11 protein-coding genes are annotated in these 12,437 nt (G+C 37.1%); 8 read left to right on the top strand and 3 right to left on the bottom strand.

Going from position 1 to position 12,437, the window contains the following annotated elements:
- Nucleotides 1-67: 67 nt before the first annotated feature.
- Together ACWPVE_RS01825 and map are read left to right on the top strand one after the other, a co-directional pair.
- On the top strand, nucleotides 68-1,762 hold the full coding sequence (locus tag ACWPVE_RS01825; RefSeq protein WP_453990331.1) for a M3 family oligoendopeptidase: 1,695 nt from the start codon (nucleotides 68-70) through the stop codon (nucleotides 1,760-1,762).
- Nucleotides 1,763-1,888: 126 nt separating this feature from the next.
- Entirely contained in the window at nucleotides 1,889-2,641 is a 753-nt protein-coding gene (gene map, locus ACWPVE_RS01820; protein ID WP_453990329.1) for a type I methionyl aminopeptidase, read from the top strand.
- Between the two features lie 176 nt (nucleotides 2,642-2,817).
- Here the strand turns inward: map and ACWPVE_RS01815 are convergent, their stop codons facing one another.
- A complete protein-coding gene (locus tag ACWPVE_RS01815; RefSeq protein ID WP_453990327.1) occupies nucleotides 2,818-3,111 on the bottom strand; it encodes a hypothetical protein in 294 nt (97 codons plus the stop codon).
- A gap of 275 nt (nucleotides 3,112-3,386) precedes the next feature.
- On the opposite strand from ACWPVE_RS01815, the gene ACWPVE_RS01810 reads away from it, so the two are divergent.
- From ACWPVE_RS01810 to ACWPVE_RS01800, 3 genes are all read left to right on the top strand, one after another.
- Nucleotides 3,387-4,259: a GNAT family N-acetyltransferase gene (locus tag ACWPVE_RS01810; RefSeq protein WP_453990325.1), complete on the top strand. Its 873-nt coding sequence runs from the start codon at nucleotides 3,387-3,389 to the stop codon at nucleotides 4,257-4,259.
- Nucleotides 4,260-4,587: 328 nt separating this feature from the next.
- The gene (locus ACWPVE_RS01805; protein ID WP_453990323.1) at nucleotides 4,588-5,052 is read left to right on the top strand and encodes a GNAT family N-acetyltransferase; all 465 of its coding nucleotides are present in this window, start codon (nucleotides 4,588-4,590) and stop codon (nucleotides 5,050-5,052) included.
- 24 nt (nucleotides 5,053-5,076) lie between these two features.
- Nucleotides 5,077-6,057 carry a DMT family transporter gene (locus ACWPVE_RS01800; protein ID WP_453990321.1) on the top strand — a complete coding sequence of 327 codons (981 nt, stop codon included), beginning with the start codon at nucleotides 5,077-5,079 and terminating at the stop codon, nucleotides 6,055-6,057.
- A gap of 34 nt (nucleotides 6,058-6,091) precedes the next feature.
- Here the strand turns inward: ACWPVE_RS01800 and ACWPVE_RS01795 are convergent, their stop codons facing one another.
- Nucleotides 6,092-8,224 (bottom strand): AAA family ATPase, encoded by a 2,133-nt coding sequence (locus tag ACWPVE_RS01795; protein ID WP_453990319.1) that lies wholly within the window; start codon nucleotides 8,222-8,224, stop codon nucleotides 6,092-6,094.
- Between the two features lie 584 nt (nucleotides 8,225-8,808).
- Here ACWPVE_RS01795 and ACWPVE_RS01790 point away from each other — a divergent pair.
- A complete protein-coding gene (locus tag ACWPVE_RS01790) occupies nucleotides 8,809-9,849 on the top strand; it encodes a YkvI family membrane protein (RefSeq protein ID WP_453990317.1) in 1,041 nt (346 codons plus the stop codon).
- 109 nt (nucleotides 9,850-9,958) lie between these two features.
- Here ACWPVE_RS01790 and ACWPVE_RS01785 read toward each other — a convergent pair whose 3' ends face one another.
- Nucleotides 9,959-10,558 carry a CPBP family intramembrane glutamic endopeptidase gene (locus ACWPVE_RS01785; protein ID WP_453990315.1) on the bottom strand — a complete coding sequence of 200 codons (600 nt, stop codon included), beginning with the start codon at nucleotides 10,556-10,558 and terminating at the stop codon, nucleotides 9,959-9,961.
- Between the two features lie 296 nt (nucleotides 10,559-10,854).
- Between ACWPVE_RS01785 and ACWPVE_RS01780 the strand changes: the two genes are divergently transcribed.
- Together ACWPVE_RS01780 and rarD are read left to right on the top strand one after the other, a co-directional pair.
- Nucleotides 10,855-10,980 (top strand): DUF6254 family protein, encoded by a 126-nt coding sequence (locus ACWPVE_RS01780; RefSeq protein ID WP_453990313.1) that lies wholly within the window; start codon nucleotides 10,855-10,857, stop codon nucleotides 10,978-10,980.
- A 466-nt stretch (nucleotides 10,981-11,446) separates the two neighbouring features.
- Complete coding sequence (gene rarD / locus ACWPVE_RS01775; RefSeq protein WP_453990311.1) at nucleotides 11,447-12,385, top strand: EamA family transporter RarD; 939 nt, start codon at nucleotides 11,447-11,449, stop codon at nucleotides 12,383-12,385.
- Nucleotides 12,386-12,437: the final 52 nt, after the last annotated feature.

The following is a 12,437-nucleotide window of genomic DNA, read 5'->3' as shown; positions in this document are numbered from 1 at the left end:
TCCGTCTGTAGTGTAAATCAACAATAAGCAATAAAACGAAAATAGTCATTCGAAAAGGGGAAATCCAATGAAGTTTGATGATTTTAAATATGAACGTCCAATCATGGATGAAGTCGAACAATCTTTTAATCTTGCACTTGAAAAATTTAAAACTGCTGCAAATTTTGTTGAACAAGATGAAGCAATGAAGGAAATCGTAGCGATCCAAAAAAAAGTAGATACAGCCTTTAACATCTGCTATATCAGACATACGATTGATACAAATGATGAGTTTTACAAGAATGAACAGGACTATTTAGATGAGATCCAACCTTTAATCCAAGGTTTAACGACTCAATACTACGAAGCACTAGTTCATTCAACATTCCGATCTGAATTAGAAAATAAGTGGGGGAAACAGCTTTTCGATTTTGCTGAAACACAGCTAAAAACGTTTTCGCCTGAGGTTGTGGAAGATCTCCAATTGGAAAACAAGCTTTCCTCGGAATATACAAAACTTGTAGCCTCAGCAAAAATTATGTTTGAGGGTGAGGAACGTACATTAGCACAGTTACAGCCATTTACTGAATCAACAGATCGTAATATGCGTAAACGTGCAAATAAAGTTCGCTTCGAGTTTTTCAAAGAACATCAAGATAAATTCGATGATATTTACGATCAACTTGTGAAAGTTCGTACTCGTATTGCAAAAAAATTAGGGTTTACATCCTTTGTGGAACTTGCATATGTAAGATTATCAAGAACAGATTACAATGCTGAAATGGTAGCAACTTTTAGAAACCAAGTGAAAGATCATATCGTGCCATTAGCCGTAAAGTTGAGAAAGCGTCAAGCAGAACGGATTGGAATTGACCAATTAAAATACTATGACGAATCATTTAGCTTTAAGTCAGGTAATCCTGTGCCAAAGGGTGATCCAGAGTGGATTATTGAAAATGGGAAAAAGATGTATAAAGAACTTTCTGAGGAAACAAATGAATTCTTCACCTATATGATTCATTCGAATTTAATGGATCTCGTTGCGAAAAAAGGGAAAGCTGGCGGAGGATATTGTACGTATATTAGTGATTACCAGGCTCCATTTATTTTCTCGAACTTCAATGGAACTTCAGGAGATATTGACGTACTAACTCACGAGGCGGGTCATGCTTTCCAAGTCTATTCAAGTAGACATTTCGAAGTACCTGAGTATAATTGGCCAACGTATGAAGCCGCTGAAATTCATTCAATGAGCATGGAGTTTTTTACTTGGCCATGGATGGAATTATTCTTCAAAGAAGATACAGATAAGTACAAGTTTTCGCATTTAAGTGAGGCGCTATTGTTCTTACCTTATGGAGTTGCAGTGGATGAATTCCAACACTTTGTCTATGAAAATCCAAATGTTTCCCCTGCTGAGCGGAACAAAGCTTGGAGAGAAATTGAGAAAAAATATTTGCCTTACCGAGATTATGATGGGAATGAATACTTGGAAAAAGGCGGCTTCTGGCAACGTCAAAGTCATATCTATAACGACCCGTTTTATTATATTGACTATACTTTGGCACAAATTTGTGCGTTTCAATTTTGGAAGAAGTCTAGAGAAAATCATGAAGAGGCATGGGCAGATTATATTCATCTTTGCAAGCAAGGGGGCAGCAAGCCGTTCACCGAATTAATTAATGTCGCTAATTTGCTTTCTCCGTTTGAGGAGGGGACGGTCGAATCGGTCGTGGGCGAAATAGATACATGGTTAAATAGTATCGACGATAAATCGTTATAGAAAGTAGAAAGATTGGGGAAGATCTCCTCAGTCTTTTTTCAATTGTCTAAATTCATTCGTATGTTATGCAAAATATGTCCAATAAGGATATAATAAAAACATCAAATTGAAATTGAGGGTGTTATCATGATTCATTTAAAAACAAAAAGAGAAATTGAGTTGATGCGTGAAGCAGGTCAAATATTAGCTGCATGTCATAAGGAAATTAAAAAGATGATTCAACCAGGAATCACAAGCCTTGAAATTGACAAATTTGCAGAGGATTTTATTAAAAAGAATGGTGCTACGCCTGAACAAAAAGGCTATAAGGGCTATAAATATGCAACATGTGCATCCATTAATGATGAAATTTGTCATGGGTTCCCAAGAAAAACACCATTAAAAAATGGAGATATCGTGACAATTGACATGGTAGTGAACCTCGGTGGTGCACTTGCTGACTCCGCATGGTCTTATGGTGTGGGAGAAATTTCTCCAACAGCAGAGAAGCTTCTCAATGTCACAAAAACAGCCATGTATAAAGGAATCGAACAAGCGGTTATTGGAAACCGACTAGGCGACATTGGTCACGCAATCCAATCATACACAGAAGGCGAAGGGTTTTCAGTCGTTCGTGATTTCATTGGACACGGAATTGGACCAACTATGCATGAGGAGCCACAAGTTTTACACTATGGTCTGCCAAATAAAGGCCTACGATTAAAAGAAGGTATGGTTTTCACAATTGAACCAATGGTCAACGTTGGAAAATGGCAGTCAACCATGGACAAAAACGGTTGGACAGCTCGAACAGTTGATGGCAGCCTATCTGCTCAATATGAGCACACAATTGCGATTACACAAGATGGTCCACAAATCTTAACAGACCAAGATGCATAACGTAAGAAAGTGTCACAATATATTGTGGCACTTTTTTCGTTGTATGAGCATTTATTAAAACCCATTAATTCGATTATCTACCTCTACCCAATTCGTCTAGAAGGTGAACGAACTACCTTCACGTTAAAACGTTTTATATTTTGTCTGACCTATCCAAGTTGCTTTCGCAATTATTCTTATAGAAAGGTTTCAATTAATACTGGGAAAATGCTGTCTGAAACCCAATGAAAATAAAGCGGAAAAAAGGCGATAAGCAAATTTCCATAAAGACAGTATCGACAATAAAACTTCTTCGTTGTACCAGGTTCTTCCGCAATCGAAGCAAAAACGACTCCTACTAAACAAGTGAAAATAAAAAAACCGTACCCAAATAAAGTGTCAAATCTTACATCATACAAAATAAAACCTAATGCTGAGCCATTAAATAACATGATAAAAAAGGACAGAAATAAGAAAATTCTTGGAATCATGGACATGTTTTCCACCTCAATCAAGTATATGAGATGAACGAATGAGAGATGACAGGAGAATTTTATTGGGAATATGTACAGCGTAGTGGTATTGCGTAACTTTTAATAAAGTGATAGGAATAGGGCTTCCAGTAAGTGAGCTTCTTCTTAACCGGTTCAAGGGTAGGGTGTAACTATATAAAACTTCCAGAAATTACTTGTGAGAATAGGCATATTATGGTTTAATTAACCAAATTATATTACATTACTTTCAATTGGGTGGAGGAGATACACATATGATTCATATAAAACGCTTATCTGAATGTACACTTACAGATGTTGTGATTGCCTGGAATAAAGGGTTTGAAGGGTACTTTTTTGATATGACAACAACGGTCGAACAATTTACAAGGAGAATGGTTTTGGAAGGGCTTTCTCCAACGATATCAGTTATTGCGTATGATCGAAATCGACCTGTTGGACTGATATTAAATGGGATTCGCCTTATTAATGGAAAGAAAGTTGCATGGAATGGTGGCACAGGTGTTGATCCTGAATATAGAGGCAAGGGGGTCAGTAAAAAATTAATTGAAGCAGCTCTAGCAATCTATGAAGAAGAAAATGTAGATATTGCAACACTGGAAGCAGTTAAGGGGAATAAGAAAGCCATCTCCCTATATGAAAAATACGGCTATAAAACAGTCGATGAATTGGTTCATTTACAGCATAAAGGTGAATTATCAAAAGACGCATTTTTATCAAAGAATAATTCATTTACTTATATAAAAGGTATTCCAATTGATGTTTCTCATGTTCCGTTTTATCAAGAGTTGATTCCTTGGCAAACACAATGGAACAGTGTTCGTGACGGAGAATCAATACTTGCGTTGGATGAAAATGAAACGATTGTTGGATATGCAATTTTTAAAAGAGTGTTTAATGACGAGGGTGTCTTACAAACCATCGTTCTTTTACAATGTGAAGCAGAACCTTCACATGATCATAGTGAGGATATTGTTAGCAATCTTCTACAGATTGTCTATGGACCATCGGCCCTTAATATTGTAAGAACAGCAGCGAATATTTCCTTAACTAATAAACTTCTACAAAGTAGACTAAAACATGAAGGATTTATAGTAAAAGCAGAGCAAGTCTTTATGGTAAAATGAGTATTCACAATATTATTTCTTATTTAATTTGCAAAAAGACACCCTTCAGCCTTAGGCTCGTGACAGAAGATTTTATGTGAAAAACCTGATGATTGGTAAGAAAGTAAGACCGAGGAGAGGAAATCACCTTTGGTTTACCAAACCGCCATTTTTACTTGAAAAAGGAAAAAATAAAAATTCTCCTCCTAGGCATGTTTAGCTACAGGTGCCATTGGTTCGAGGTCTCAAGCTATTCGCTTCTGAACGCAGCATTGCACTTTTGTCAGAGCTTGTCTTCTTATCACCAATTGGTGCGCGCCTTGCTTTTTTAAAATCGGGGGTAGGGTAAATGAAAAATATTATTTTACGTGATGTTACGATGGATAATTTACTGGATGTTATTCAATTGAAATCTGAGGATAAGCCATTTACTTTATTTGAAAAATGGATTGCTTCAAATGTGTTTTCGCTTGCCCAGGCAAAAGTCCAACCAGATTGGGTCACAAAGGCGATTTACGCTGGAACACAACTAATTGGGTTTACCATGTATGGCCTTGAAAATGAGCGTAATCGTTTTGAACTAAGTAGAATTATGATTGATTATAAGTATCAAGGGAAAGGCTATGGAACCGCTGCAGTAAAGGCCATTATTTCGGAGATGTATAGGACATTGCCTTATTGCGATGAGATTTATTTATCGGTCATTCCATCAAACAAAGCGGCCATCCATGTGTATACGAAAGCGGGATTTAGAAAAACAGGTGAAATCATAAAAGGCTTTGTAGATGAGGATGTTTATTGTTTTAAACCTTAGTCTTTCGGTGAAGGGGTATTGGTAATGAAAGCAATACTTATTGGAATTGTTTCATCACTGTTTTTTGCAGTTACATTTATTTTGAATCGATCAATGGAACTATCTGGCGGCAGTTGGCTTTGGAGTTCTTCGTTGAGATATTTTTCAATGCTACCATTTTTACTTGGTATTGTTCTTATCCGTGGGAATCTGAAGGAACTGCTACGAGAACTCAAAAGCAATCCTATTAAATGGATACTATGGAGTACGATAGGATTTGGGTTGTTTTATGCACCACTTACCTTTGCAGCAGCATCAGGTCCAGGTTGGTTGGTTGCGGGAACATGGCAATTTGTTATTATCGCAGGACTACTTATTGTCCCATTTTTCTATAAAACAGTAGAAACAAAAAATGGTTTGCAACAAGTCCGTGAAAAGATACCTGTGAAAGGTCTCATTTTTTCGATTTTTATTTTTGTTGGAATTATGTTGATTCAACTTCAGGAAGCGGAGGGGGGCATTGGAACCGAAATGCTTTTTGTCGGAATACTTCCTGTTGTACTAGCTGCTTTTGCATATCCACTAGGGAATCGAAAGATGATGGAACATTGTAAAAATGAGTTTGATACCTTTCAGCGCGTTCTCGGGATGACACTGGCTTCAACTCCGTTCTGGTTGATTATAGCTGGAGTTGGTGGTGTGACGGTTGGACTACCGAGTATGAGTCAAGTGATTCAGTCATTTATAGTCGGTATTTCTTCTGGAGTTATTGCAACGGTTCTATTCTTTTTTGCAACAGAAATGGTAAAGCATGACCAAACGAAACTAGCCGCAGTTGAAGCCACTCAGGCTATTCAAATCATCTTTGTGATATTCGGCGAGGTGCTTTTTTTACGTACATCGCTTCCAACGCTCTATTCCTTTATTGGGATGATCATGATTGCACTGGGCATGGTTCTACACAGTATGTATTCAAATCGAAAAGTACCGATTAACGTAAATGAATTGGAGACGAAATCCATATAAAAAATGCAGAGCCTTTGTGGCTCTGCATTCTTAATTATTTTACAACAATTTTATTGTCTTCAACTGTTACATTCAGGTTTGTCTGGTTTTCATTTTCTAAAAGTATATCTGTAATTTGGTCCTCAAGCTGTTCTTGGATGACACGGCGTAATGGGCGTGCACCAAAAGCAGGGTGGTAACCAAGTTCAGCTAATTTTTGTTTTGCAGTATCGTCAACTGTTAGCGTTACTTCTTGTTCTTTCAGAACTGTTTCAAGTTCGTGTAACATGAGGTCGACAATTTGTAACAGGTGTTCTTTATCAAGCTGTTTGAATTCAATAATCGCATCAAATCTATTTAAGAATTCTGGCTTGAAGAACGATCCTAGTGAATCAAGGATGTTTGATTCTTTATATGCATCCGTTTCAGTATTTTCAAAACCGACTGTAATTTTCCTATGACCAACACCAGCATTACTTGTCATAATAATGACGGTGTCTTTGAAACTTACTGTACGTCCCTGACTATCTGTTAGGCGCCCATCCTCCAATATTTGTAGGAACATATGTTGAACATCTGGGTGTGCTTTTTCAATTTCGTCCAGTAGGATGATACTATATGGGTTGCGGCGAACCTTTTCAGTAAGTTGACCTGCTTCCTCATGTCCTACATATCCAGGGGGTGAGCCGATGATTTTAGAGACAGAGTGTTTTTCCATATATTCACTCATATCGAGACGTACCATTGCATCTTTAGAACCGAATAGTTCCTCTGCAAGTGTTTTTGTTAATTCTGTTTTACCAACACCAGTTGGTCCAACGAAAAGGAACGAACCAATTGGGCGAGATTTTGCTTTTAATCCAGCACGGCTACGACGAACCGCTTTTGCAACTTTCGTAACGGCTTCCTCTTGTCCAATTACTTTTTTCGCAAGGTTCTCAGCAAGATATTTCATTTTTTGCTGTTCGTTTTCTTGAAGTTTACCAACAGGGATCCCTGTTTTCTTTTCAACGATTTGTTGAATGTTTGCAACGTCAACAATTGCTTCTTCTTTATTTTCAGGTTGATTTAATTGTTTTTCAAGAAGAATTTCTTGGTGACGAAGTTTTGCTGCGAGTTCATAGTTTTCTTCTCCAGCAGCTTTTTCTTTTTCAGCTGCAATCTTAGCAAGTTCTTCTTCAATATCCTTAGGATTTGCACCACCTGATAATAGATTCATTTTTGAACCTGCTTCATCTAGCAAGTCGATTGCTTTATCAGGTAAGAAGCGGTCTTGAATGTAACGTTGAGATAATGTTACACAAGCATGAATGGCTTCATCTGTATATTTTACTCCATGGAAATCTTCATATTTTCCTTTTATTCCTTCAAGAATCTGAATCGCTTCGTCAATGCTTGGTTCTTCCACAATGACTGGTTGGAAGCGACGCTCTAATGCAGCATCTTTTTCAATTTGACGATATTCATTCAAAGTGGTTGCTCCTACAACTTGAAGTTCACCACGTGCAAGGGCTGGTTTTAAAATATTACCTGCATCCATTGAACCTTCAGCTGAACCCGCGCCAACTAAAAGGTGAATTTCATCAATAAAGAGAATCACGTTTTTACGCTTTTGAAGTTCAGCAATTAACTGCTTCATGCGGTCTTCAAATTGGCCACGAATACCAGTGTTCGCCACAAGGGAAGCAACATCTAATAGATATACAATTTTATTTGAAAGCTTACTTGGCGCTTTACCTTCAGCAATTTGTAAAGCCAAACCTTCTGCTATCGCGGTTTTACCAACACCAGGCTCTCCAATAAGAACAGGGTTGTTTTTATTACGTCGGTTTAGAATTTCAATGACACGGTTGATTTCTTCATCACGGCCAATTACTGGATCAATCAGACCAGCTTTCGCCATTTGTGTAAGGTTTCGACCGAATTGGTCAAGAAGACCTCCGCCATTTCCACCGTGTTTTGGTTGTGTTTGTTGTTGGTTAAATCCCATTTGATGTCCAAAAGCATTCCCTTTAAAGAGATCATCAAATGTGAAATTTGGAAATCCAGACATTCCTGAAGGTATTTTCATGTTGTTCTTCTCCTTCGCAAAACACTCACTGCAAAGGTGAATTTGTCGTTTTTCATGGTTAAATTGTACGTGTAATTGAATAGTAGCTTCATTCTTATTACATGATTGACAATACATAAGCAAATACCTCCTTGAAATTTTGACTATCTTTGACTAATTTGAGATCAAAGACTAATGCCACATTCTGTAGCAACGTCTTTGTAGCCTACTTTTCGCAGATCTTAATTTGTTGTTTGTGATGTTTGACCATCTTTGACCTTATGTCTACATTATACTTTGACCTTTTTTGACTTTCAAGTGAAAAGCCCCTGAAATTTTTTCCAAAAGAACGAAAAAGAATAGCTCGTCTTATTTCAAGATCTTGTACATATACATCAAGTAAAAGTGAGTGTTCAAATAGGAGATAAAAAGACCGCGTCGACAAAACTTCACGTCTAATGTCTTGTCGACACTAGTACATCCTGTGCGTCGAAAGTGTGAGGCAGTGCAGCTTTGAGTGCTGTTCATACGTAAGCAGCTGTGAAAGGTGTTTTCCTTTTCAAAGGAACTCAAAAAGCATGCTAACAAGTTTCCGTAGGATGAGGTGACTTCGATGTTTGACATAGCACGCTTGGTACTTAGTCGAAGTTCCACAATGAGTGTCATTTTTACAGGACTATTTGAACAACCTCAAACACAGACAAATAATGAGGTGGCTATTCGTGCGAGGAAAATGGGGAGCAGCTTTCCAAATTGGAGCTGTCTATGTCGGAACAATTGTTGGAGCGGGATTTGCAACAGGTAAAGAAATCGTTGAATTTTTTACCCAGTACAGTGTGTTCGGTTTGGTCGGAATTGGCATTAGCGGTTTTTTATTTATTTGGTTAGGAACAAAGATCATGATCATTGCAAATCGAATTCAAGCAAGCTCATATAAGGAATTTAATGAATATTTATTTGGGAAAAAAATAGCTTTACTGGTAAATGCGCTTATGCTTCTTGTGTTGATTGGCGTTACGTCTGTCATGCTTTCAGGTGCGGGAGCTGTTTTTTATGAGCAGTTGGGTCTGTCTTATCAGTTGGGTATTCTTTTGACGAGTGCATTATCGATTTTTGTATTAACATTTGGAGTTAAAGGGTTGTTTGGTGTAAATATGTTTGTTGTGCCCATTATGATTTTCTTTAGTGTTGTGCTAGCAGTAGAGGTAATATCTGTAGATGCAACTCGAATTCTGAGTGTGCCCGAAATGGAGTCCCAAAGTTTTAAGTGGATGATTTCACCATTTTTATATTCAGCTTTTAATCTAACGATGGCGATGCCAGTTCTTGTTCCGCTTGCAAAAGAAATTGAACATGAAAAAACATTAAGATGGGGCGGCTTTATTGGTGGTGGTGCTTTATGTCTGATATTAGTAACAAGCCATATTTCCTTATCGGTATTACCGAATCTTGAAAGTTTTGAAATCCCAATGGCCGAAGTAATGAAAAACTTCATGATGGCGTTTTATTGGTTATACATTATTGTGATTTATGGTGAGATCTTCACCTCTGTGATTGGAAATTTATTTGGACTTGAACGACAATTGAAAAATGTGATTAAACTACCATCTGTCGTGATCATCTTTTTCATTCTTTCTATCGCATATGTAATTAGTCAGCTAGGATATGGCTCATTAATTTCGTTTTTATATCCGTTATTCGGATATATGAGTTTGATCATATTAATTTTGTTAGCAAAGCCGATGAGAAATTCTAAGAAATAAAGAGATTCGGTAGGCAACCTCAAAAAGAGAGACACGTATAAAGAGTAAAGACAAGGAGATCGAAAGGGGTCTGTCTTTTGATCTCCTTTTTAATATGTTATGCCCTTTTTTAAAAAATAGGGAAAAGTACAAGTAAAAATAGATTGAACACAAGATGAGAAAGGATGACTAAAAAAATATTTCGTTTCCACAAATATAAAGTTCCCCAGACGACTCCTCCTGCAAATGTAGCAAGCAAGAAAAGCGGATTTAAAGTATAGATGTTCGCAGATGTATATAAAAATGATGAAATAATGATGACGAGTTGTTTATTTTGAACCTTCCCCTCAACATATTTCTGGATGTAGCCCCGCCAAAACAATTCCTCACCTGGAATGATGAGTAGGAATAGTGAAACATATTGCCAAGTATGGTGTGGCTGGATTTTCATATATAAAGCAGCAACATCAGCTAATTGTGTTGGAAATAAGAATTCTGAAGCTAATTTTCCAAACAAAAACAGACCATACATCAAAATCCCAGAAGCGATTGCTAGTAAGCAGTTTGTTACTGAAATAGGCACCTTATCAAATGTCCCGTATCGAATGGCTGCAACGGTTAAAAGGAAAAAGGAGATTGTAAACAAAATCCAAAATGGAAGGTCTGTCAAAAAACTAATCGCCAACAGAATATGTACGAGTATAAATAATTGAATAAAACGGTTTTGCATATTAAAGCCTCTTTTTAAAGATGATTTTACAGTATGAACGAGCAGAAAATCTCCCTACAAAAAATTCGTAGAGATCCACATTCCATGAGTAATCGATTATAAGAACAATGACGGAGAACGTCATTTTTTCAAGCGTCGGTTCTAACCTCATTTTGATCCATGTTAACAATCAGTAGAGGATGTAGAAAAATCCTGACTCGTGTTAGTTTCAGTTTATCATGTACTTCATTTTTTTAGAATAATTTATCCTCAGCGACCCATCCTAAAGATGAGAAATGTAATGAAGGAGGTCTATAATGACACAATCTAAACGCCAACAAGAACGTCAATGGAGGGTACGAAAACAATCACAAAACCCTCATGGTAAAGTAAAATCCTTTGAACAACTTGCTGAAGAAGCAGGAAAAGATACAAAAGAGTAGTAAGTACTCTGTCTTTGGAGTACTGGATAAAACAACACAAGTAGCGCGAGATTTTTGCTTGCGCTATTTTTAGTGCAGTTTGACATAATTATGTTGAGTGGAGCTAGTACATTCCCAATCAGACTTTTTATTGTGACTTACCACAGCTAATTTAAGTAAGTGTTGTCGGAAATTGATCTTGATTCTGACCTATATTTGGTGGATTGATGCAAAGCTGTCGTAAGCCGTCCTGGTTTTTGACTTATATCTGTTGAATCAAGGTAAGGTTGTCTGAATCTAACACTGATTGAGACACACATCGGCTTGTCTAATTACGGATTACAAGGAACAAGCTTTTATGGCAAAGGGTTCAACCTTCAGTCAAACTCAACATTCAATAAATTTCCATTCATTTTCATTGAGAAATATCGGAAACCGAAATATAATTATCCAATGGGATAAAATGAATTGGAAAGAAGGAACTTCTATGGGGAACGACAACAAGGAATATAAAATTGGGGTTTTATACGCAGTGATTGCGTATATTACGTGGGGAGTATTGCCTCTCTATTGGAAATTAATTGATGAAGTCTCCGCGATTGAAATTCTTGCACATCGCATTGTGTGGTCACTTGTGTTTGTACTAGGTATTATATTAGTTTCAAAGAAAGGGATGCAATTAGTAACTAGTTTGAAAGAGATTGTCAAAAACAAGATCAAATTGTTCGGAATTATTGCATCGTCCATACTTATTACAATCAACTGGGCAACGTATATTTGGGCAGTCAATACGGATCATATCATTGATGCAAGCCTTGGGTATTATATCAATCCGTTAGTTAGTGTTCTTTTAGGTATTTTCGTTCTTAAGGAACGTTTATTGTTTTGGCAAGGAGTTTCATTTGCGTTAGCTGGAGTAGGGGTACTAATTCTAACCATTCAATACGGAAGCTTTCCGTGGGTCGCTTTTACCCTCGCACTGAGTTTTGGCTTTTATGGTCTCACGAAAAAGCTTGCAAAGCTTGATTCTTTACTTGGTTTAGCAATGGAAACAATGATTATTGCGCCAATTGCTCTTATATATCTAGGATATTTATACAATAGTGGAGTAGATTCTTTTACAGGAGCATCTGTTGATGTGCGGCTATTACTGATGGGAGCTGGGGTCGTGACAGCATTACCGTTACTCTGGTTTGCGTCCGGCGCAAATCGAATTCCACTGTCTACGGTCGGATTCATTCAGTACATTGCACCGACAATTAGTTTACTATTAGGGGTCTTCTTATACGGTGAACAGTTCACGAAAACACATTTAATCACATTTATATGTATCTGGTTGGCATTGCTTATTTATTCTTTCTCAAAAACGAAATTTTTGACTTCTATCCAGCCGAAAGTAACAAAGGATAAATCTTTAGGTGTGTAATCATAATAAAAAGGGAGCTAAAATAGCTCCCTTCTGAGTATAGATAAAGTTA

The sequence above is a fragment of the Bacillus nitroreducens genome, from assembly GCF_964021195.1.
The sequence above is the reverse complement of the archived record's forward strand: the minus strand, read 5'-3'. Positions and strand labels throughout refer to the sequence as shown.

Coding starts and splice junctions, on each gene's coding strand:
- ACWPVE_RS01825 (WP_453990331.1), top strand. CDS start 68: ATGAAGTTTGATGATTTTAAATATGAACGTCCAATCATGGATGAAGTC.
- ACWPVE_RS01785 (WP_453990315.1), bottom strand. CDS start 10,558: ATGCAAAACCGTTTTATTCAATTATTTATACTCGTACATATTCTGTTG.
- ACWPVE_RS01810 (WP_453990325.1), top strand. CDS start 3,387: ATGATTCATATAAAACGCTTATCTGAATGTACACTTACAGATGTTGTG.
- ACWPVE_RS01800 (WP_453990321.1), top strand. CDS start 5,077: ATGAAAGCAATACTTATTGGAATTGTTTCATCACTGTTTTTTGCAGTT.
- ACWPVE_RS01815 (WP_453990327.1), bottom strand. CDS start 3,111: ATGATTCCAAGAATTTTCTTATTTCTGTCCTTTTTTATCATGTTATTT.
- ACWPVE_RS01795 (WP_453990319.1), bottom strand. CDS start 8,224: ATGTATTGTCAATCATGTAATAAGAATGAAGCTACTATTCAATTACAC.
- rarD (WP_453990311.1), top strand. CDS start 11,447: ATGGGGAACGACAACAAGGAATATAAAATTGGGGTTTTATACGCAGTG.
- map (WP_453990329.1), top strand. CDS start 1,889: ATGATTCATTTAAAAACAAAAAGAGAAATTGAGTTGATGCGTGAAGCA.
- ACWPVE_RS01780 (WP_453990313.1), top strand. CDS start 10,855: ATGACACAATCTAAACGCCAACAAGAACGTCAATGGAGGGTACGAAAA.
- ACWPVE_RS01805 (WP_453990323.1), top strand. CDS start 4,588: ATGAAAAATATTATTTTACGTGATGTTACGATGGATAATTTACTGGAT.